General features: G+C 68.7%; 15 protein-coding genes. 5 read left to right on the forward strand and 10 right to left on the reverse strand.

Annotated elements, in window-relative coordinates; all coding sequences use genetic code 11:
- Positions 1-35: 35 nt before the first annotated feature.
- Both DIE15_RS21790 and DIE15_RS21795 read right to left on the reverse strand, forming a co-directional pair.
- Complete coding sequence (locus DIE15_RS21790; RefSeq protein ID WP_057926724.1) at positions 36-1,529, reverse strand: FAD-linked oxidase C-terminal domain-containing protein; 1,494 nt, start codon at positions 1,527-1,529, stop codon at positions 36-38.
- Between the two features lie 37 nt (positions 1,530-1,566).
- On the reverse strand, positions 1,567-2,976 hold the full coding sequence (locus DIE15_RS21795; protein ID WP_124834313.1) for an FAD-binding oxidoreductase: 1,410 nt from the start codon (positions 2,974-2,976) through the stop codon (positions 1,567-1,569).
- Between the two features lie 140 nt (positions 2,977-3,116).
- On the opposite strand from DIE15_RS21795, the gene DIE15_RS21800 reads away from it, so the two are divergent.
- Together DIE15_RS21800 and hmpA are read left to right on the forward strand one after the other, a co-directional pair.
- Positions 3,117-3,668, forward strand: coding sequence for a cob(I)yrinic acid a,c-diamide adenosyltransferase (locus tag DIE15_RS21800; protein WP_057926722.1), 552 nt, complete (start codon positions 3,117-3,119; stop codon positions 3,666-3,668).
- A gap of 95 nt (positions 3,669-3,763) precedes the next feature.
- Entirely contained in the window at positions 3,764-4,972 is a 1,209-nt protein-coding gene (hmpA, locus tag DIE15_RS21805; RefSeq protein ID WP_124834314.1) for an NO-inducible flavohemoprotein, read from the forward strand.
- Between the two features lie 78 nt (positions 4,973-5,050).
- On the opposite strand, the gene DIE15_RS21810 is transcribed toward hmpA, so the two are convergent.
- The 3 genes from DIE15_RS21810 to aroG form a co-directional block, all read right to left on the reverse strand.
- Positions 5,051-5,440 (reverse strand): type II toxin-antitoxin system VapC family toxin, encoded by a 390-nt coding sequence (locus DIE15_RS21810; RefSeq protein ID WP_124834315.1) that lies wholly within the window; start codon positions 5,438-5,440, stop codon positions 5,051-5,053.
- The gene (locus DIE15_RS21815) at positions 5,437-5,691 is read right to left on the reverse strand and encodes a type II toxin-antitoxin system Phd/YefM family antitoxin (RefSeq protein ID WP_124834316.1); all 255 of its coding nucleotides are present in this window, start codon (positions 5,689-5,691) and stop codon (positions 5,437-5,439) included. Before DIE15_RS21815 ends, DIE15_RS21810 begins: the two co-directional genes overlap by 4 nt.
- 136 nt (positions 5,692-5,827) lie before the next feature.
- Entirely contained in the window at positions 5,828-6,901 is a 1,074-nt protein-coding gene (aroG, locus tag DIE15_RS21820) for a 3-deoxy-7-phosphoheptulonate synthase AroG (protein WP_057926718.1), read from the reverse strand.
- On the opposite strand from aroG, the gene DIE15_RS21825 reads away from it, so the two are divergent.
- Positions 6,900-7,187: a hypothetical protein gene (locus DIE15_RS21825; RefSeq protein ID WP_185734528.1), complete on the forward strand. Its 288-nt coding sequence runs from the start codon at positions 6,900-6,902 to the stop codon at positions 7,185-7,187. The two genes, aroG and DIE15_RS21825, sit on opposite strands and share 2 nt — an antisense overlap.
- A 110-nt stretch (positions 7,188-7,297) precedes the next feature.
- Here DIE15_RS21825 and tldD read toward each other — a convergent pair whose 3' ends face one another.
- From tldD to DIE15_RS21840, 3 genes are all read right to left on the reverse strand, one after another.
- Positions 7,298-8,764: a metalloprotease TldD gene (gene tldD, locus DIE15_RS21830; protein ID WP_057926717.1), complete on the reverse strand. Its 1,467-nt coding sequence runs from the start codon at positions 8,762-8,764 to the stop codon at positions 7,298-7,300.
- A gap of 93 nt (positions 8,765-8,857) precedes the next feature.
- A complete protein-coding gene (locus DIE15_RS21835; RefSeq protein WP_124834317.1) occupies positions 8,858-9,685 on the reverse strand; it encodes a carbon-nitrogen hydrolase family protein in 828 nt (275 codons plus the stop codon).
- A gap of 54 nt (positions 9,686-9,739) precedes the next feature.
- Positions 9,740-13,936: a YhdP family protein gene (locus DIE15_RS21840; RefSeq protein WP_124834318.1), complete on the reverse strand. Its 4,197-nt coding sequence runs from the start codon at positions 13,934-13,936 to the stop codon at positions 9,740-9,742.
- A gap of 228 nt (positions 13,937-14,164) precedes the next feature.
- Between DIE15_RS21840 and glnE the strand changes: the two genes are divergently transcribed.
- On the forward strand, positions 14,165-16,966 hold the full coding sequence (gene glnE / locus DIE15_RS21845) for a bifunctional [glutamate--ammonia ligase]-adenylyl-L-tyrosine phosphorylase/[glutamate--ammonia-ligase] adenylyltransferase (RefSeq protein WP_124834319.1): 2,802 nt from the start codon (positions 14,165-14,167) through the stop codon (positions 16,964-16,966).
- Between the two features lie 137 nt (positions 16,967-17,103).
- On the opposite strand, the gene recN is transcribed toward glnE, so the two are convergent.
- Both recN and DIE15_RS21855 read right to left on the reverse strand, forming a co-directional pair.
- A complete protein-coding gene (gene recN / locus DIE15_RS21850) occupies positions 17,104-18,753 on the reverse strand; it encodes a DNA repair protein RecN (RefSeq protein ID WP_124834320.1) in 1,650 nt (549 codons plus the stop codon).
- A gap of 19 nt (positions 18,754-18,772) precedes the next feature.
- Positions 18,773-19,675 carry an NAD kinase gene (locus tag DIE15_RS21855; protein ID WP_057926712.1) on the reverse strand — a complete coding sequence of 301 codons (903 nt, stop codon included), beginning with the start codon at positions 19,673-19,675 and terminating at the stop codon, positions 18,773-18,775.
- A gap of 130 nt (positions 19,676-19,805) precedes the next feature.
- Between DIE15_RS21855 and hrcA the strand changes: the two genes are divergently transcribed.
- Positions 19,806-20,828 (forward strand): heat-inducible transcriptional repressor HrcA, encoded by a 1,023-nt coding sequence (gene hrcA, locus DIE15_RS21860; protein WP_011544637.1) that lies wholly within the window; start codon positions 19,806-19,808, stop codon positions 20,826-20,828.
- The last annotated feature ends 86 nt before the right edge of the window (positions 20,829-20,914 follow it).

A 20,914-nucleotide genomic window follows, 5' to 3' on the forward strand; every position in this document is an offset into this window, starting at 1 on the left:
CGCGTGTCGACACGGGCCGCGCAACCGCGCGGCGCTCAGAAGCGCGGCAGGTCGGGGTGCGGCAGCAGCCCCCCGCGCACGTGCTGGCGGCCGTATTCCGCGCAGCGCGCGCGGGTCGGGATGCCCTTGTCGGGATTGAGCAGCCCGGCCGGATCGAACGCGCGCTTGACCGCGAAGAACGCGTCGCGCTCCTGCGGCGAGAACTGTACGCACATCGAATTGAGCTTTTCGATGCCGACGCCGTGCTCGCCGGTCACGCTGCCGCCGAATTCCACGCAGCATTCGAGGATTTCCGCGCCGAACTGCTCGGCGCGGTGCAACTCGTCGGGATCGTTCGCGTTGTAGAGGATCAGCGGATGCATGTTGCCGTCGCCGGCGTGGAACACGTTGATGCAGCGCAGCCCGTAGCGCGTCTCGAGCTGCTCGATGCGCGCGAGCAGCGGGCCGATCGCGCGACGCGGCACGGTGCCGTCCATGCAGTAATAGTCGGCGGAAATACGCCCGGCGGCCGGAAACGCGTTCTTGCGGCCCGACCAGAAGCGCAGCCGCTCGTGTTCGTTGCGCGAGACCTGGATGCGCGTCGCGCCATGTTCGCGCAGCACCGCCGTCATGCGGACGATCTCCTCCGCGACTTCTTCTGGCGTGCCGTCCGATTCGCACAGCAGGATCGCCTTCGCGTTGAGGTCGTAGCCCGCGTGCGTGAATGCCTCGACGGCCTGCGTGGCCGGCTTGTCCATCATCTCGAGCCCGGCCGGGATGATGCCCGACGCGATGATCGCGGCGACTGCCTCGCCGCCCTTCACGACATCGTCGAAGCTCGCCATCACGAGCTGCGCGGTCTGCGGCTTGGGGATCAGCTTCACCGTGACCTCGGTGACGATCGCGAACATCCCTTCGCTGCCGATCATCACCGCGAGCAGGTCGAGGCCCGGCGTGTCGAGGCCGAGCGAGCCGAATTCGACGATCTCGCCGTCGATCGTGACCGCGCGCACGCGCATCACGTTGTGCACGGTCAGCCCGTATTTCAGGCAGTGGACGCCGCCGGAGTTTTCCGCGACGTTGCCGCCGATCGTGCAGGCGATCTGCGACGAAGGATCGGGTGCGTAATAGAGCCCGTAAGGTGCGGCCGCTTCGGAAATCGCCAGGTTGCGCACGCCGGGCTGCACGGTGGCCGTGCGCGCGTACGGATCGACCTCGACGATGCGCGTGAAGCGCGCGAGCGACAGCACGACGCCGTTCGCGATCGGCAGCGCGCCGCCCGACAGGCTCGTGCCCGCGCCGCGCGGCACGATCGGCACTTCCATGCGGCGGCAGATCTGCACGATCCGCTGCACCTGCGATTCGGTTTCGGGCAGCGCGACCGCGAGCGGCAGCCGCCGGTACGCGGACAGGCCGTCGCATTCGTACGGTGCGGTGTCTTCGTCGCGGAACAGCAGGCAATGCGTCGGCAGCACGGCCATCAGAGCCTGCACGACTTCGCGCTGGCGCTGCGCGCGGGTCGCGCTCGACAGTTCGACGGAAGCGTTCATTGAGTCTCCTGCGGGCGCGCTGCGGCGCGCCGCCGTGTCAGCACGTGAAGATCTTGCCGGGATTCATCAGGTTGCGTGGATCGAGCGCGAGCTTGATCGCGCGCATCGCGTCGATCGCGTTCTCGCCGTGCTCCTTCGGCAGGAAGCGCATCTTGTGCAGCCCGACGCCGTGTTCGCCGGTGCAGGTGCCGCCGAGGCGCAGCGCGCGTTCGACGATCCGGTCGTTGATGCGTTCGGCTTCGTCGATTTCCTCGGGCTTGTCGGGATCGATCAGGATCGCGACGTGGAAATTGCCGTCGCCGACGTGGCCGACGATCGGGCAGGGCAGCGACGACGCGCGCAGGTCGGCTTCGGTCTCCTCGACGCACGCGGCGAGTTGCGAGATCGGCACGCACACGTCGGTCGTCACTGCGCGGCAGCCGGGCTTCAGCTGCAGCATCGCGAAGTACGCGTTGTGGCGCGCGGCCCAGAGCCGCGTGCGGTCCTCGGGGCGGGTCGCCCATTCGAAGCCCTGGCCATTGTTCTGGCCCGCGAGCGCCTGCACGAGCTCGGCTTGCTCCTTCACGCCGGCCTCGGTGCCGTGGAATTCGAAGAACAGCGTCGGCGCTTCGGCGAGCGTCAGGTTCGAGTGGCGGTTGATCGAGCGCACCGCGAGCGAGTCGACGAATTCGACGCGTGCGATCGGTACGCCGATCTGGATCGTCTCGATCACGGTGCGCACCGCGTCGCCCATCGACGGGAACGCGCAGATCGCGGCCGACACGGCCTCGGGCAGCGGATGGAGGCGCAGCGTGATCTCCGTGATCACGCCGAGCGTGCCTTCGGAGCCGACGAACAGGCGCGTGAGGTCGTAGCCGGCCGACGACTTGCGCGCGCGCGAGCCCGTCTTCACGACGCGGCCGTCGGCGAGCACGGCGCTCAGGCCGAGCACGTTCTCGCGCATCGTTCCGTAGCGCACGGCGTTGGTGCCCGACGCGCGGGTCGCGGTCATCCCGCCGATGCTCGCGTCGGCACCCGGATCGATCGGGAAGAACAGGCCGGTGTCGCGCAGCGCCTCGTTGAGCGCCTTGCGCGTGATGCCCGGTTCGACCGTGACCGTCAGGTCTTCCGCGTTGATCGACAGCACGCGGTTCATTTCCGACAGGTCGAGCGATACGCCGCCGCGCACGGCGAGCAGGTGGCCTTCGAGCGACGAGCCGGCGCCGTACGGGATCAGCGGCACGCTGTAGAGCGCGCACAGCGACACGACTTCGCGCACTTCATCGGCGTTGCGGGCGAACACGACGGCGTCGGGCAGTTGCGGATCGAACGGCGATTCGTCGCGGCCGTGGTGGGCGCGGACGGCGTCGGCGGTCGACACGCGCTCGCCGAAGGCGGCGCGCAGCGCATCGAGCATCGCGGGCGGAAGGGGACGGCGCGTGGCGGCCGGCGTGGCGGGATGATTCACGAATGTCTCCTGACGGCGGCTTGTCGAACTTTCGGCTCATTCTACGCTGCAACGCCTGCTGCGGCCCCCGCCGCAGGCTGCGATAATCGCGTTCCAATGCAACCGGGCCGCGTTGCGGCCGCGCACGAGAGGACATTCGCATGGGCAACCGCTTGAGCAAGATCGCCACGCGCACGGGCGACGACGGCACCACCGGTCTCGGCGACGGGCGGCGCATCGGCAAGGACGACGCGCGGATCGCCGCGATCGGCGACGTCGACGAACTGAACTCGACCCTCGGCGTGCTGCTCGCCGAGCCGCTTCCGGACGACGTCCGCACCGCGCTCGTCACGATCCAGCACGACCTGTTCGATCTGGGCGGCGAGCTGTGCATTCCGGGTCATACGGTGCTCGACGATACGCACCTCGCGCGCCTCGACCGGTGGCTCGCCGACTACAACGCGACGCTGCCGCCGCTGAAGGAATTCATCCTGCCGGCCGGCTCGCGCGCGGCGTCGCTTGCGCACGTCTGCCGGACGGTGTGCCGCCGCGCCGAGCGCTCGATCGTCGCGCTCGGGCGCACCGAGACGCTCAACGATGCGCCGCGGCGATACGTGAACCGGCTGTCGGACCTGCTGTTCGTGCTGGCGCGCGTGCTGAACCGCGCAGATGGCGGCTCGGACGTGCTGTGGGAGCGCGGCCGCGTCCGCTGACGCCTGCTGTCGTTTTTTCCGCACTGCGACAATTTGCCCGAGGGGCATCGATTTTTAAAGATGTATCGTATGTGCATGTTTAACGGAGAACGAACATGACCGATATCACCGCTGATCAGATGGCTCGCGTGAAGGCCACTGCCCCTGTCCTCGCCGTGCACGGCGCGACGATCACGAAGCACTTCTACCAGCGCATGTTCGCGCGCCATCCGGAACTGAAGAACCTGTTCAACCAGACGCACCAGAAGAGCGGCAGCCAGCCGGAAACGCTCGCGAAGGCGGTCTACGCGTATGCGGCGAACATCGACAATCTCGGCGCGCTCGGCGGTGCGGTGTCGCACATCGCGCACAAGCACGCGAGCCTGAACATTCGCCCCGAGCATTACCCGATCGTCGGCGAGAACCTGCTCGCGTCGATCGTCGAGGTGCTCGGTGACGCGGTCGATGCGCAAACGCTCGAGGCATGGCGCGTCGCGTACGGCCAGCTCGCGCGGATCCTGATCGGCGTCGAGGCCAACCTGTACGCGGGGGCTGCATGGAGCGGCTTCCGTCCGTTCAAGGTGGCGCGCAAGGTGCGCGAGAGCGACGAGATCACGTCGTTCTACCTGAGCCCGGCCGACGGTGGCGCGGCGCCGACCTTCGAGCCGGGCCAGTACATCACCGTGAAGCGCTTCGTCGGCGACCTCGGTGTCGACCAGCCGCGCCAGTACAGCCTGTCCGACGCGCCGCACGGCAAGTGGCTGCGCATCTCGGTGAAGCGCGAGGCCGGCAAGCCGGAAGCGATCCCGGCCGGCAAGGTGTCGACGCTGATGCATGACGGCGTGGAGGAGGGCGCGATCGTCGAGGTGACGGCGCCGATGGGCGAGTTTTCGCTGAAGCGCGGCGTCGATACGCCGGTCGTGCTGATCTCCGGCGGTGTCGGCCTGACCCCGATGGTGTCGATGGCATCGACGCTGGTCGGCGAAGGCAGCAAGCGTGAGGTGCGGTTCGTCCACGCATGCCGGTCGGGTGCGGTGCATGCGTTCCGCGACTGGCTGAACGATACGGTGCGCGAACACGCGAACGTGAAGCGCACGGTGCTGTACGAGCTGGTCGGCCCGAACGACCGTGTCGGCGTCGATTACGATCTCGAGGGGCGCCTGACGCAGGAGCGCGTGAAGCAATATGCGCTGGTGCCGGATGCCGACTACTACATCTGCGGCCCGATCGCGTTCATGAAGGCGCAACGCGACGCGCTGGTCGCGCTCGGCGTCGCGCCAGAACGCATCAATACCGAGATCTTCGGCTCGGGCGCGCTCGAGTGAGATCCTGACGGCCGGTTTCGGCCAACGCAATGAAAAGCCCGGCGCGAGCCGGGCTTTGCTTGTGTAGCGGGCAGCGCATCAGGCGCGCAGCATCAGCGTGGCGTGATAGCGCCACACTTTGGGATCGGCGCTGACGAGCGGCATGCCTTCATGGAGCGCCTGCGCGACCATCACGCGGTCGAACGGATCGACATGATCCGGAAAATCCGGTAGTGCGGCGACGCCTTCGACGTGATCGCTGCTGATCGGCAACTCCGAAAATCCTGCGAGCCGGAACGCTGAACGTGCATCGCGCGGATGAACAGGTAGATTGCCCTTGCGATATTTGATCGCGATTTCCCAGATGGACGCGGGGCTGACGTACAGCGTGTTCTCGGGATGCTCGATCAACGCGACCGCGGTCGCCGAAAGTTGAGGCGCCCCTTCGGCGGCCCATAGTGCGATATGCGTATCGAGCAGCAGCTTCACGGTGCGAGTCCCTGCTCCGAACTGGCGTCGAAGTCGGCGGCGATCGATTCATCGCCGGCATTGAATGCCTCGACCGTCGTCGGGATGTTGAGCCCGGCAAGCAACTGGCGGGCGGCGCCGATCCGCTTCGGCGCCACGTAAGGCACGATCCGGGCGACCGGATGACCGTTGCGGGCAATCACGACTTCGGATTCACGCCCCAATTCAAGTGCTTCGACGAGGCTCGAGAGCCTCGACTTGGCGTCGTGCATGTTGATGGTCGGCGTGATCGTCCCTGGTTAGCTAGATAATGTTAGCTAGTCTAGCAGGGCGAAACGACATCCGCAGGCTGACCGCATGGCCAACCCCACGCCAGGCGGGGTCATGCGGTCGGCCTGTTGGTGTGCGTCAGTTGCCGCTGCCGCGCGCGACGCGGCGTGCCTTCACCGATTCCGCGAGGCCTTCGAGCACCTTCACGCTGTCGTCCCACGCGATGCATGCGTCGGTGATGCTCTGGCCGTAGGTCAGCGGGAAGCCTTCCTTCAGGTCCTGGCGCCCTTCGACGAGGTGCGACTCGATCATCACGCCGACGATGCGCTCGTCGCCGGCCGCGACCTGGCGGCCGATGTCCGCACACACGGGAATCTGGTTCTCGTGCTTCTTCGAGCTGTTCGCGTGGCTCGCGTCGATCATCAGGCGTGCGGCGAGGCCGGCCTTGCCGATGTCCGCGCACGCGGCGTTCACGCTGTCCGCGTCGTAGTTCGGCGCCTTGCCGCCGCGCAGGATCACGTGGCAGTCTTCGTTGCCGGCCGTCGACACGATCGCCGAATGGCCGCCCTTGGTCACCGACAGGAAATGGTGCGGCTGCGATGCGGCCTTGATCGCGTCGACCGCGATCTTCACGTTGCCGTCGGTGCCGTTCTTGAAGCCGACCGGGCACGACAGCCCCGACGCCAGTTCGCGGTGCACCTGCGACTCGGTCGTGCGCGCGCCGATCGCGCCCCACGAGATCAGGTCGGCGATGTACTGCGGGCTGATCATGTCGAGGTATTCGGTCGCGGCCGGCAGCCCCATCTCGTTGATCTGCAGCAGCAGTTCGCGCGCGGTGCGCAGCCCTTCGTTGATCTTGAAGCTGTTGTCCAGGTGCGGATCGTTGATGAGCCCCTTCCAGCCGACCGTCGTTCGCGGCTTCTCGAAGTACACGCGCATCACGATTTCCAGTTCGCCCTTGAAGCGCTCGCGCTCCTTCACGAGCCGCCCCGCGTACTCGATCGCCGCCTTCGTATCGTGGATCGAGCACGGCCCGATCACGACGATCAGCCTGTCGTCCATCCCGTGCAGGATGCGGTGCATCGACTGGCGCGAGTTGTAGATCAGCTCGGACGCGGCCTCGGAGCACGCGAATTCGCGGATCAGGTGGGCGGGCGGCGTCAGTTCCTTGAGTTCGCGGATGCGGACGTCGTCGGTATTGTGCGGGGGCATGTTGTTTCTCCTTGGTTCCGGGCGCCGTTCGGTCAATGCGCGTGCGGCAGATTCATCAATTCAAGCGATTCAGTGGTTTCGGTCGGGGCCGCGGAATCCGCTGCGGCGGCGACCGGATGGCGAAGGGCGAAAAAAAACCGCCGGGTTCGCCGGCGGTTTTTCGGGAATTTCGGTTGCGCTTTACGCGCCATCAACCCTCTCGATCCGCCAGCGGTCTGAGATGCCAAAAAAAGTAAAAATAAAACTTGGCGGACATGACGGAGATTCGGTTCGTCAAAAAAGTTGATTCGGAATTTATACCCGGTCGCCGCGCGGCTGGCAACCGGGGGTGCTCAAAAATGCGGATAATCCGCACGCATTCGTCGAGGCGCGCGGATTGTGTGCGCCGCGATGCGGTTATGCCGTACCGCCGACCGTCATCTTGTCGATGCGCAGGGTCGGCTGGCCGACGCCGACCGGCACGCTCTGGCCTTCCTTGCCGCACACACCGACGCCCGAGTCGAGCGACATGTCGTTGCCGATCATGCTCACGTACTTCAGCGATTCCGGGCCGCTGCCGATCAGCGTCGCGCCCTTCACCGGGTAGGTGATCTTGCCGTTCTCGATCATGTACGCCTCGGACGCCGAGAACACGAACTTGCCGTTCGTGATGTCGACCTGGCCGCCGCCGAAGTTCACCGCGTACAGGCCGTTCTTCACCGACGCGATGATTTCCTGCGGATCCTTGTCGCCGTTGAGCATGTACGTGTTGGTCATGCGCGGCATCGGCAGCGCCGCGTACGATTCGCGCCGCGCGTTGCCGGTGACCGGCATCTTCATCAGGCGCGCGTTCAGCGTGTCCTGGATGTAGCCCTTCAGGATGCCGTCCTCGATCAGCGTCGTGCACTGCGTCGGGTTGCCTTCGTCGTCGATGTTCAGCGAGCCGCGGCGGTTCGGCAGCGTGCCGTCGTCGACGACGGTCACGCCCTTCGCGGCGACCTGCTCGCCGATCCGGCCGGCGAACGCCGACGAACCCTTGCGGTTGAAGTCGCCCTCGAGGCCGTGGCCGATCGCTTCGTGCAGCAGCACGCCCGGCCAGCCCGGCCCGAGCACGACCGTCATCGCGCCGGCCGGCGCGGGGCGCGCGTCGAGGTTGACGAGCGCCGCGTGCACGGCGTCGTCGACGTAGCGCGACAGCACGTCATCGGTGAAGTAGCCGTAGTCGAAGCGGCCGCCGCCGCCGCCGGAGCCGATCTCGCGGCGGCCGTTCTGTTCGGCGATCACCGTGACCGACACGCGCACGAGCGGGCGGATGTCGGCGGCGAGCGCACCGTCGCTGCGCGCGACCAGCACGACGTCGTATTCGCCGGCAAGGCCCGCCATCACCTGCGTGACGCGCGGATCGCGGCCGCGCGCCATCTGCTCGATGCGCTCGAGCAGCTTGACCTTGGCGGTCGCGTCGAGCGATGCGAGCGGATCGGACGGCAGGTACAGGTCGCGGCCCGAGATGCCCTTCAGCGACGTCGCGGCCTTGATCTTCTGGCGGCCGCCGCCGGCCGCCGCGATCGCCTTGGTGGCCGCGGCCGCCTGCGCGATGGCTTCCGGCGACAGGTCGTCCGAATAAGCGAACGCGGTGCGGTCGCCCGCGACCGCGCGCACGCCGACGCCCTGGTCGATGCTGAAGCTGCCCGACTTCACGATGCCTTCCTCGAGGCTCCACGCTTCGCTGCGGGTCGCCTGGAAGTACAGATCCGCGTAGTCGACGCGATGCGTGAAGATGTCGGCGATCGTGCGCGTGAGCAGGCTCTCGTCGAGGCCGTACGGCGTGAGGAGGATGTCCTTCGCCAGCGCAAGATTGCGGATGCCGGGTTCGATGATGTTCATGCGGGTATCGAGGGTTCTCAAAAAGTTGTCGGGTGCGTTCTGGGCAGATGGGTTGGCCGGGCGGGGTTTCAAGCGCCGCGGCGGTTCAGCGGTTCAGGCCAGCACGCGATGCCGCCACGCGGGCAGGCTCTGGCGCACCTCGGCGATGCGCTGCGGATCGAGCGCGCCGGTCACGACGCTCGCGCCTTCGTCGTGGACCGCGACGATCTCGCCCCACGGGTCGATCAGCATGCTGTGGCCCCAGGTGCGCCGGCCGTTCTCGTGCTTGCCGCCCTGCGCGGCCGCGAGCACGTAGCACTGGTTCTCGACGGCCCGCGCGCGCAGCAGCATTTCCCAGTGCGCGCGGCCCGTCGTATACGTAAACGCGGACGGCACGACGATCAGCGCGCAGTCGCCCAACCTGCGATACAGCTCCGGAAAGCGCAGATCGTAACAGACCGACAGGCCGACCCGCCCGAACGGCGCGTCGAACGTGACGACCGTGTCGCCCGCGCGGATCGTGCGCGCCTCGTCGAACGATTCGTCGCCTTTCTCGAAGTTGAACAGGTGGATCTTGTCGTAACGGGCCGCCTCGTGGCCGTTCGGGTCGAACACGAGCGTCGTGTTCAGTACGCGATCGGGTTCCGGCGCCTTCAGCGGCAGTGTGCCGCCGATCACCCAGATGCCGTGGCGGTGCGCGGCCTCCGCGAGAAAACGCTGGATCGGACCGTCGCGGTAGGGTTCGGCAAGCGCGAGCTTGTCGGTGTCGCGGTGGCCCATGAAGCAGAAATACTCGGGCAGCAGCACGAGCTGTGCACCATCGCTCGCCGCTTCCGCGATCAGGCGGCCGGCTTCGGCGAGATTGCGCGCGACGTCCGGCGTGCTCACCATCTGCAGCGCGGCGACCTGAAAGGGCGTGGCGGAACGGGTGTGATCGGTCATCGCAGGATCGGTTGCGTCATAAATGGGGTGCGGCCCGGCATCATCGAGCGATCATCAATGGGTCGCCGCGTCGGCCGGACCGTGATTCATCTTACCCTGATCGCCCCGCACCCGCTCGATGTGCGGATGCGCCCACGAGCCCGTGATCGCGTAGTCGAGCGCGAACGCGTGCGACAGCGTCTCCGACAGCGCGTAGTTCGCGGCCAGCACGCCGACGCCGAGCAGTGGATTGATGATCGCGGCCGCGATCGCCGCCGTGCCGGCGCCGATCTTCGGCGCGACGTGCGCGTGCAGGTCCTGCGTCTCGGTGCCGAGGTCGACCGCGCCGCGCACGGTCACGTTCGCTGGCGCCGTCGTCATCGAGAAGTCGTCGGTGCGTGCGATCCCGTTCGAGATCCGGCTGGTGCCGGTGATCTTGTCGAACGGCAGCCCCTTGCCGACCACATCGCGAAAATTCAGCGTCAGGAAGCGCGCGAGGCTTTGCAGGCTCAGCACGCCGAGCAGTTTCGCCGCACCCGGATCGACCTTCAGGATCTGGCCGTGCTCGAGGTCGAGCGCGACCTGGCCGCCGAGCGACGGGAGATCGACCGCGGTCGGACCGCCGCGCCAGCCGACCTTGCCGGTCACCGTGCCGTGGCCGTCCGCGAGCGTGCGCGGCAGGCCGACGAGGCCGAGCAGCGCGCCCGCGTTGCCGACGTCGAGCTTGAAGTCGAACACGCTGCGGCGTGGCGCATCGTTTTCGTCGACGCCGCGGGCCAGCGCGCGGCGCGACGTGCGCCAGTTGCCGGTCGCCGTCAGCTTCGCGGCCGGGTTCGCCAGCTCGAGCTTGTCGAGCTGCCACACCGGCGCGCCGTCTTCCTCGATGTTGCGCGCATTGACGACGAGCCGGCCGATGTCGTGATCGCGCGCGACGACCTGGTCGACGATCAGGTCGACCGACGGCATCGGCCGGTCGGTCGGCGTCGGCAGGTTCATCGCGCGGCCGACGAGGTCGTGCTGCGCGCTCTGCGGAATCACGAGCTTCGCGAGCCGCGCGTTCAGCACGCCCGCACCGTTATGGCCGCCGCCCGGCTCCCACGACAGGTAGCCCGAGACCTGGTTCGACGCGATGTTCGCCTGCCACAGCTCGTCGACGTGCGACGCGCCGATGATCACGTTTTCCCAGTTGCGCTTGAGCAGCTTCAGCGTGCCGAAGTGGAGCGCGAAGCGCTTCGGCGTGAAGCTCGCGATGTCGATGCGCGGCGCGGCCTGCTCCGGCGCGCGCGGCGTGTCGCGTTGCAATGTGCGGGCCAGGGTGAGCCATGCGTCGGCGTCCAGTTCGTCGACGTCGACGGCGGCGCTCACGCCGTCCTGCGGCAGGTCGGGCATCCGGTGGATGCCCATCGCGCCGCGCACCGCGCGCAGCGGCTGGCCGCGCGTCGCGTCGAGCAGGTAGGTCGCGGACACGGGGCCGAGCGTCAGGTCGGCATGCTCGAGGCGCTTGCCGTTCTCCTGGGCGGCGGGCTGCAGCGTGAAGCGGAACGGCATCGGCGTGCCGGCCGGTTTCGCGAACGGCGCCGGGAAATTCAGCGCGACGCCCGTCAGGTCGGAATGTGCGGTGACCTCGGGCAGGCGGCCCGGCGCGCCGCGCACGGCGAGCTGGTACGGCGCGTCGCCGACCACGTGCTCGAGCAGCGCCGCGGCCGTGCCGCGCAGGTTCAGGCCGCGTGCCGCGTCGAGCGCGAGCTTGCCGTCGACGTCCACCGCGTACGGGCCATGCGACTGGAAGTTGCCGTTCGCGCGTACCGGGCCGCCGAGGAAACGCCCCGACAGGCCCCGCAGCGATGCGCCGGCTTCCGTGAAGCGCACGCTGCCGCGCAGCGCGGACAGCGGCGGCACGCCGTCGGTCGACAGCGTGTTGCCGCCGAACGCGAGTGCGCCTTCGATGTGCGTATGCGGATGCGGTACGTGCTGCGGAATCGTGATCTTGAGCGCGAGCGCCGCGGGCCCCTGTGCATCGATCCGCTGGCCGATGTGCCCGCTCATCGTGCCGAGCGAGCTGTTGTCCGCATAGTCGATCAGGTCCGCGAGCGGGCCCTGCGCATGGCCGTCGATGATGAGCGGCGACTTCGACGGGTTGCCGAGATCGTCGATCCGGCCGGCGACCTTCGTCAGCGCGACGCGCTTGTAGTGCGCGCGCGCGATGTCGAAGCGCAGCTTGTTCTGCGCGAGCTCGAACACGCCGTCGATCCCGTCGAGAGCCGGCCAGACGCTCGGCGTGCCGTTCGCGAGCTTGCGCGGCGGGTACGGCGTCGGCTCGAAGCGCCCGCCGGTGAACGGCGCGACGATATGGAACACGCCGGCATCCGGCTCGTGTTCGAACGGGAATTTCTCGAGCGGGCCGCGCGCGACGATCGACGCGCCCTTGGTCACCCGGCCGTCCTGTAGCGCATGGCCGAGATAGTCGCGCAGATGCTCGGACATCCCGGTCGGCAGGTAGCGCGGAATGCGCGCCACCGACGCACGCGCGAAATCCGCGCGCAGGTCGAGCGAGCCGCGGCCGTGGCCGGGGTTCGTGTACGAGCCCGACACCGCGATTTCGGCATCGGGGTTCGCGACGAAGAAGTCGGGCAACGTCACGTCGACGCGCGCGTGCTTCTCGCCCGGCGCCGGCGTGATCACCCATTTCGCGTTGCCGCGCAGCCGGTCGAAAGTCAGGCGCGGCTCGTCGAATTCGCCGGGCACCGTCACGGCCGCGTTGACCGTGTCGAAGTGCGCGCTGCCGCCCGTTTCGTTCGCGTCGATGTGGCCCCACAAATTCTCGACGCCCGGCCAGCCGGCGCGCGGGTGACCGCGCGGGGACAGGCCCGGCGGCGGCTCCTGCGCGGCGACGCTGATGCCCTGCAGATCGCCGAGGAAGCGGTAGCGGACGATCGGCGCCGCGCCCGTGCGCCGTTCTTCGTCGGCGAGGTCGGCCCGCGCGGGCTTCGCGCGTTCGACCTCGATGTGATAGTTCGACACCATCCCGCGCGGGTCGAGCTTGATCAGCTCGTTGCGCAGGCGCGCCGGCAGCGGCAGCCCGCGGATGAACTCGCTGAGGATGCCGAGATCGACGCGATCGCCGACGACGCTCAGCAGTTGCCCCTGGTCGGCGGCCGGCACGCGGTAGCGGGCGGTCAGCGTCGACAGCGCGAGCGAGCGGGCGAGCGGCGTGCCGTCCGGCAGCGGCGGCTGGCCGAGCTCCGCGTTGAAGCGCGTGAGGTGCAGCGTGTAGTCGCGGCCGGCGTTCAGCGCCATGTCCCAGCCGAAGCCGACCGTCGGCACGTCGAGGCGCGGCTGGGTCGGCCGCACGCGCAGCACGACGTCGGCGCCCTGCAGGTCGCCGCCGGCGGAGCGCAGGTGGCCGTCCTGGAAGGTCGCCCAGATCGCGTTGTCGATCCGGCCCGCGTGGACCGTGAGCGGCAGGTCGAGATAGCGGCCGAGCGTCTGCAGGTCGACCGGGCCGGTCGACAGATACGCGTCGCCCGTCCAGTTCGTCGGCTTGCCGATCGGCGCGAGCGGCTTGTGCCGGAAGCGCGCGCGGAAATCGAGCGGGCCGAGCAGCAGCGTGCCGTTCGCGGGCGCCTGCAGCGCGGCCTTGTGCTCGCGGCCGTGGTTGAGCACCGCGAGACGGATGCCCGACAGCGCGAGCTCCGGCGCGGCGTGCTGCGCGTCGCGCCAGCGCAGCGTGCCGTTGCGCAGCACGATCGCTTCCTGTTTCAGCAGCCACGTGCTGAACGTGTCGTTGCCGCCATGGGTGGTCGCGACGCCGACGCCCGCGACGCTCAGCGAGCCGTCGGCCGCGCGCGCGACGACGAGGTCCGGGTGATCGACGATCAGGCTCGACAGCGCGGGCGACAGCCGCAGCAGCGACATCCACGACAACGCGGCCGTCGCGTGCGGGACCGACAGCGCGATCCGGCCGTCGCGGCCGCGAATGGTGAGGTTGGTGACTTCGACGCCCGGCTGCATGCCGGACCAGTTGGGTGACAGTTTGCCGATCGAAAGCTGCGCGTGGAGCTTGTCGGACACCGCGCGCTCGATGCGCGGGCGGAATTCGTCGATGCGCGGCAGCAGCACGTAGCGCAGCCCGAGGAGCGCGCCGGACGCGACGAAGTAGGTGCCGATCCCGACTGCCAGCGTCACCCTGAATACGCGACGCAAGACCGGATGATCGTGCTTCGGAGGTCCCGCTTCGGGCGCAGCTACGGCGGATTCCTGACGGTCGGACATGCGGCGGAAGGGCGGCGATATGGTAGTTTTGCAGACTGACGTTGAAATGTATCACACGGGTTCGTGCCGGCGGCCGTTGCGGCAGCACGGCACGGGCTTTCCGGCGCGCGGTTTTCGCGGCGGCGCACCTGCGTCGCGACACCGCGCCGAGTCCAAGGGGCCTGTCGGCAGCGGGGCGCGCATGCGTCGTCCCGCGGCGGCGGGCCTTACCGCCAGGCCCGCTTTTCGATGACCGACGCTTCCGCCCTGATCAGCCAGTCCTATTCCCGCTACATCGCCCGCGCGGCCGCCGCGCGGCCCGCGCTGTCCGACCAGATCGCCGCGTGGGCCGCCGCGCCGCTCTCCCGCGCGCAGCTCGACGCGCGCCTGAGCGAGCTGCTCGCGCTACCGGCCGGCACGGCCGCGCCGAACGACGAGCAACTGAAGCGCGCGCTGCGGCAGTTGCGTGTCGAGGTGTTCGGCGCGGTTGCGGAGCGCGACCTGCGCGGCTTCGCGGACGTCGCCGAGGTGACGGGCGCGATGACCGATCTCGCCGAAGTGGCCGTGCAACGCTCGCTCGCGCTGCTGTCGGCGGAACTCGAGGCGATGTACGGCGAGCCGCGCGGCGCCGACGGCCAGCGCGTCGTGCTGGGCGTGGTCGGGATGGGCAAGCTCGGCGGCCGCGAGCTCAACGTGTCGTCGGACATCGACCTGATCTTCGTCTACGAGGACGACGGCGAGACGGCCGGCGGCACGCGCTCGCCGCTGTCCACGCAGGAATACTTCACGCGGCTCGGCCGGCGCCTGATCGGCGTGCTGTCCGAGGTCACGGCCGACGGCTACGTGTTTCGCGTCGACATGCGGCTGCGCCCGAACGGCGATTCGGGGCCGCTCGTCTGCAGCCTCGGGATGCTCGAGGAATATTTCTACGTGCAGGGGCGCGAATGGGAGCGCTACGCGTGGATCAAGGGGCGGCTCGTGTCGGAGGGCGACAGCGACGCGGCGCAGCGGCTCGAGTCGCAGCTCGAATCGATCGTCAAGCCGTTCGTGTACCGCCGCTATCTCGACTTCGGCGTGATCGGCGCGATCCGTTCGCTGCACCAGCAGATTCGCCACGAAGCCGCGCGCCGCGCGTCGATGCGGCCCGACAAGGCCGACGACATCAAGCTCGGGCGCGGCGGGATCCGCGAGATCGAATTCAGCGCGCAGGTGTTCCAGCTGATCCGCGGCGGCCAGGATGCGGAATTCCGCGTGCGGCCGACGCTCGCGGTGCTGCGCCACGCGCAGGCGCGCGGGCTGATCGGCGAAGACGTGCGCGAGCGGCTGACCGACGCCTACAACTTCCTGCGCACGCTCGAGCACCGGCTGCAGTACCGCGACGACGCGCAGACGCATGCGATGCCGGTCGATCCCGGCGAGCGCACGGCGCTGGCCGCGTCGCTCGGTTTTGCCGACTACGCGGCGCTGATGACGGTGCTCGATGGCTACCGCACCTTCGTCGAAGCACAGTTCGACCAGATTTTCGCCGACAAGGTGAGCGGCGGCCCCTGCGCGGCGGGCGAGGACACGGCGGCTGCGTGGATCTGGAGCGGGGCGCTCGCCGACGACGGCGAAGACGATGCGCTGCTCGCGCGTCTCGACGGGCTGGGTTTCACCGATCCGGCAACCGTGCTCGCGCGGCTGCGCGCGATCTGGCAGTCGTCGCGCTACGCGGGCCTGCCGGAAAAGAGCCGGCAGCGCTTCGACAGCGTCGCGCAGCGCGCGCTCGAGGCCGCGCCGCGAATCGATGCCGCGCGCCGCGACGACACCATCGTGCGGCTGTTCGACCTGCTCGAGACGGTCAGCCGGCGCGGCGTCTATCTCGCGCTCCTGACCGAGTATCCGGCCGCGCTCGACCGCGTGCTGTCGGTGCTCGGCGCGACGCGCTGGGGCGGCGGCTACCTGATCCGCCATCCGCAACTGCTCGACGAACTGCTTGACGACGAAGCGATCGCGAGCCCGTTCGACTGGCCCGCATTCAAGGATGCATTGCGCGCGCGCCTTGCGGCAGCCGACGGCCCCGAGCAGCAGATGGACCTGCTGCGGCATGCGCAGCACGCCGAGGTGTTCCGCATCCTGCTGATCGACCTGGCGGGCCAGTTGTCGGTCGAGCACGTGAGCGACCGCCTGTCCGAGCTCGCCGACGCGGTGCTCGACGTGACGATCGAAGTGGTCTGGTCGCAGCTCGCGAAGCGCCATCGCGACGTGCCGAAGTTCGCGGTGATCGCGTACGGCAAGCTCGGCGGCAAGGAGCTCGGCTACGCATCGGATCTCGACCTGATCTTTCTGTACGACGACCCCGACGAGCGCTCGGCGGACGTCTACACGACGTTCACGCGACGGCTGATCACGTGGCTCACGACCGCGACCGGCGCGGGCGCGCTGTTCGACATCGACCTGCGGCTGCGGCCGAACGGCGAGGCCGGGCTGCTCGTGACCGATCTCGACGCGTTCCGTCGCTACCAGCTGCGCGAGGGCGATGCGGCGAACACGGCGTGGGTGTGGGAGCATCAGGCGCTGACGCGCGCCCGCTACAGCGCGGGCGACACGCAGATCGGCGCGGATTTCGAGGCGATTCGCCAGCAGGTGCTGACGACGCCGCGCGACGGGGCGGTGCTCGCGAAGGAAATCGTCGACATGCGCGGCAAGGTGTTCGCGGGCCATCCGAACCAGACCGAACTGTTCGACCTGAAGCACGATCGCGGCGGGATGGTCGACATCGAGTTCATCGTCCAGTACTGGGTGCTGCTGCATGCGTCGAGCGATGCCGAGCTGATCCGCAACACCGGCAACATCGCACTGCTGCGCGAGGTCGCCCGGTTCGGGCTGATGGGCGAGGACGAAGCCGAGCGCGTCGGCGCGGCCTACCGCAAGTACCGGAAGCTGCAGCACAAGCTGCGGCTCGACGGGATGGAGAAGGCACGGGTCGATCCGGCCCTGGTGGCCGACGAGCGGGCGGCGGTGACGGCACTGTGGGAGCGGGTGTTCGGGGCAGCCGAAACGGGTGTTTGAGTCGGGCGTTCGAGTCGAGGCTGTGACTCGAGGCTTCGAATCCGCGGGGCAGGGCGGGCGCGATCGAGCGGCCGCCTTCCGCAAAAAAAGACCGGCGCATGCGCCGGTCTTCTTGCATTCGGTCAACGGGGGGCGTGTCAGGCCGCCAGCATTTCCTTCGCGTGCTTGCGCGTCGTGGCGGTGATCTCGAGCCCGCCGAGCATCCGCGCGACTTCCTCGACCCGGCTCGTCTTGTCGAGCGGGACGACCGACGAGACGGTGCCGCCGCGGTCGTCGGCGCCCTTCGCGACCTGGAAGTGATGGTCGCCGCGCGCGGCGACCTGCGGCAGGTGCGTCACGCACAGCACCTGGCGGTCACGCCCGAGCTGGTGCAGCAGGCGGCCGACCACTTCGGCGACACCGCCTCCGATCCCCGTGTCGACTTCGTCGAAGATCAGCGTCGGCGTCGGGCTTGCCGCGCTCGCGATCACCGCCAGCGCGAGGCTGATCCGCGCGAGTTCGCCGCCCGACGCAACCTTCGCCAGCGGCCGCAACGGCACGCCAGGGTGCCCGGCGACCCGGAATTCGACCTGCTCGAGCCCATGCGGGCCGCCGTCGGCGAGCGGTACGAGCGCGACTTCGAAGCTGCCGCCCGCCATCGACAGTTCCTGCATGCCGGCCGTGACGGCTGTGCCGAGCGTCTTCGCGGCCTGCGCGCGTGCCTTCGACAGCTGCTTCGCATCGGCGAGATAGGCTTCCCATGCCTTCGCCTGCGCGGCTTCGAGCGCGCCGAGATCGGCGGCCGCGTCGAGCGCGGCCAGCTGCGCGCGGCGTGCCGCATGTTCCTCGTGCAGCGTGTCGGGCGGCAGCCGGAACTTGCGGGCGGTCGAGTGCAGCGCGTCGAGGCGCGTTTCGACCTGCGCGAGCCGGGCCGGGTCGAGATCGAGGCGCTGCGCGTAGTGCGACAACGAATAGACGGCTTCCTGCAGCTGGATCTCGGCCGGTTCGAGCGATGCGAGCGCATCGCCGAGCCCCGTGTCGTAGTCGGCCAGGCTGCGCAGTTTCGACACGATCGCGCCGAGCTGCGGGAGCATCGCGTCGTCGGCCTCCGACAGCGCGTTGAGCGCGCCCTGCACGCCGGCGATCAGGTTTGCCGAGTGCGACAGCCGCTTGTGCTCGCTGCCGACTTCGTCCCATTCGCCCGGTTGCGGTGCGAGCTTGTCGAGTTCGGCGAGCTGCCACGCGAGTTTTTCGCGTTCGAGCTGCAGTTCGCGCTCGTGCGCCTTCGCGGCGTCGATCGCCTGCGTTGCGTCGCGCCATACGCGCCACGCGCGGGCGACGTTCGCGGCATCGGAGACGAGCCCCGCGTGCGTGTCGAACAGCTCGCGCTGCGCGTCGGGCCGCATCAGCAGCTGGTGCGCGTGCTGGCCGTGGATGTCGACCAGCATCTCGCCGAGCCCGCGCAACTGCGCGAGCGTCGCGCTGGTGCCGTTGATGAACGCGCGCGAGCGGCCGTTCGCGTCGATCACGCGGCGCAGCATCACGGTGTCCTCGGCGTCGAACGCGTGTTCGTCGAGCCAGCGCGCGACGCGGTCGTGCGGCGTGAATTCGGCGGTGATGTCGGCGCGGCCGCAGCCGGCGCGCACGACGCTCGCGTCGGCGCGTTCGCCGAGCGCGAGGGCGAGGGCGTCGATCAGGATCGATTTGCCGGCGCCGGTTTCGCCGGAAAAGACGGTAAAGCCGCTGTCGAATTCGAGATCGAGCGCGGCGACGATGACGAAGTCGCGAATCGAGAGGTGGCGGAGCATGGTGTCGGGCGGTGGTGCGTCAGGACGCCTTGTCGTCTTCGTTCGATGCGTGTTCGTTCCAGTGCAGCTTCTTGCGCAGCGTCGCGTAGTAGCTGTAGCCGACCGGGTGCAGGAACGGCACGGTGTGCTTCGAGCGGCGCACCTCGATCGTGTCGTTCAGTTCGAGCGCGGTGAACGACTGCATGTCGAAGTTCACGTTGACGTCGCGGCCGCCGACGATCTGGATCGCGATCTTCGAATCGTCGGGCAGCACGATCGGCCGGTTCGACAGCGCGTGCGGCGCGATCGGCACGAGCACGATGCCCGCCAGCTGCGGATGGAGGATCGGGCCGGCCGACGACAGCGCGTACGCGGTCGAGCCGGTCGGCGTGGCGACGATCAGGCCGTCCGAGCGCTGGTTGTACATGTACCGGCCGTCGACCGATGCGCGCAGCTCGACCATCCCGGAAAAGCCGCTGCGGTTCACGACGACGTCGTTGAACGCGATCGCGTGGTAGATCGGTTCGCCGTCGCGCATGATCCGGGCCTCGAGCAGCGCGCGCTCCTCGCGCTCGAACTTGCCCGACAGGATCACCGGGACGAGCGCCTGCATGTCGGCCGCCGCGATATCGGTGATGAAGCCGAGCCGCCCGTGGTTGATCCCGATCAGCGGTGTCTTGTACGGCGCGAGCTGGCGGCCGATGCCGAGCATCGTGCCGTCGCCGCCGAGCACGACCGCCACGTCCGCGCGCGCCCCGATTTCCGCCGGGGTGAGCGCCGCATAGCCGGCGATGCCGATCTCGCGCGCGGTGTCGGCTTCGAACACGACCTCGAAGCCGAGCTTCGCGATGCAGCCAGCCAGCGTGGCGAGCGGCTCGGCGATGCCGGGCGTGTTGCTCCGGCCGACGAGCGCGACAGTATTGAACTGATTACCGGTTTTCATGCCGGCATTACACCATAGCTCGTTGACGAAAAGAACCAGCTGTGCGCACACGGGGCCGGATCGGTCAGCCCGCGCGACTGTGGCCGCGGCCACTCGCCGTGCTCGCGCGGTTGCGCTAAAATTTTCTACCATGCTAGATCCTCGCGCACGAACCCTCCTGAAAACCCTGATCGAACGGTATATCGCCGACGGTCAGCCGGTCGGCTCGCGCACGTTGTCCCGTTACTCCGGCCTCGAGCTGAGCCCGGCAACGATCCGCAACGTGATGTCCGACCTGGAGGAACTCGGCCTCGTGTCGAGCCCGCACACGTCGGCCGGCCGCGTGCCGACGCCGCGCGGCTATCGCCTGTTCGTCGACACGATGCTGACGGTCGAGGCGCCGATCGACGCCGAGGCCGTCGCGCGCCAGGTGCAGAACACGCTGCAGGCCGGCGAGCCGCAGCAGCGGGTCGTGGCGGCCGCGGCGAGCGTGCTGTCGAACCTGTCGCAGTTCGCGGGCGTCGTGCTGACGCCGCGCCGCAGCCACGTGTTCAAGCAGATCGAGTTCATGCGCCTGTCGGACAAGCGCATCCTGCTGATCATCGTCACGCCCGAGGGCGACGTGCAGAACCGGATGCTCGCGACGCCGCGCGACTATTCGCCGTCGCAGCTCACCGAGGCGTCCAACTACATCAACGCGCATTTCGCCGGGCTGTCGTTCGACGAGGTGCGCCGCCGCCTGCGCGACGAGATCGACCAGCTGCGCGGCGACATGACCACGCTGATGCATGCCGCCGTGACGGCCAGCACCGAGGTGCCCGATACCGAGGACACCGTGCTCATTTCCGGCGAGCGCAACCTGCTCGAAGTGGCGGACCTGTCGTCCGACATGGCACGGCTGCGCAAGCTGTTTGACGTGTTCGACCAAAAGACGGGCCTCCTGCAACTGCTCGACGTGTCGAGCCACGCCCAGGGCGTGCAGATCTTCATTGGCGGTGAATCGACGCTCGTGCCGATCGAGGAAATGAGCGTCGTTACCGCACCGTACGAGGTGAATGGCCAGATCGTCGGCACGCTTGGCGTGATCGGCCCGACCCGCATGGCGTACAACCGCGTGATTCCGATCGTCGACATCACCGCGCGCCTGTTGTCGCTCACGCTGAGCCAGCAGTAACCTGACCGACACCGCCCCGCCATCGTGCCGCGGCGCAGCGTGTGCCGCCAGTCGGCCGAACGGTCAGCCGACCCGAGCGAGGCGGC

The sequence above is a fragment of the Burkholderia sp. Bp9031 genome, from assembly GCF_003857965.1.
In the GTDB taxonomy this organism is placed as follows: Bacteria; Pseudomonadota; Gammaproteobacteria; order Burkholderiales; family Burkholderiaceae; genus Burkholderia; species Burkholderia ambifaria_A.

Excerpts from the sequence above, each read along its gene's own strand:
- glnE (WP_124834319.1), top strand. The coding sequence starts at position 14,165 with ATGACCGACGCTTCCGCCCTGATCAGCCAGTCCTATTCCCGCTACATC.
- aroG (WP_057926718.1), bottom strand. The coding sequence starts at position 6,901 with ATGCCCCCGCACAATACCGACGACGTCCGCATCCGCGAACTCAAGGAA.
- tldD (WP_057926717.1), bottom strand. The coding sequence starts at position 8,764 with ATGAACATCATCGAACCCGGCATCCGCAATCTTGCGCTGGCGAAGGAC.
- DIE15_RS21815 (WP_124834316.1), bottom strand. The coding sequence starts at position 5,691 with ATGCACGACGCCAAGTCGAGGCTCTCGAGCCTCGTCGAAGCACTTGAA.
- DIE15_RS21835 (WP_124834317.1), bottom strand. The coding sequence starts at position 9,685 with ATGACCGATCACACCCGTTCCGCCACGCCCTTTCAGGTCGCCGCGCTG.
- recN (WP_124834320.1), bottom strand. The coding sequence starts at position 18,753 with ATGCTCCGCCACCTCTCGATTCGCGACTTCGTCATCGTCGCCGCGCTC.
- DIE15_RS21825 (WP_185734528.1), top strand. The coding sequence starts at position 6,900 with ATGTTGTTTCTCCTTGGTTCCGGGCGCCGTTCGGTCAATGCGCGTGCG.
- hrcA (WP_011544637.1), top strand. The coding sequence starts at position 19,806 with ATGCTAGATCCTCGCGCACGAACCCTCCTGAAAACCCTGATCGAACGG.
- DIE15_RS21800 (WP_057926722.1), top strand. The coding sequence starts at position 3,117 with ATGGGCAACCGCTTGAGCAAGATCGCCACGCGCACGGGCGACGACGGC.
- DIE15_RS21790 (WP_057926724.1), bottom strand. The coding sequence starts at position 1,529 with ATGAACGCTTCCGTCGAACTGTCGAGCGCGACCCGCGCGCAGCGCCAG.
- DIE15_RS21840 (WP_124834318.1), bottom strand. The coding sequence starts at position 13,936 with ATGTCCGACCGTCAGGAATCCGCCGTAGCTGCGCCCGAAGCGGGACCT.
- DIE15_RS21855 (WP_057926712.1), bottom strand. The coding sequence starts at position 19,675 with ATGAAAACCGGTAATCAGTTCAATACTGTCGCGCTCGTCGGCCGGAGC.
- hmpA (WP_124834314.1), top strand. The coding sequence starts at position 3,764 with ATGACCGATATCACCGCTGATCAGATGGCTCGCGTGAAGGCCACTGCC.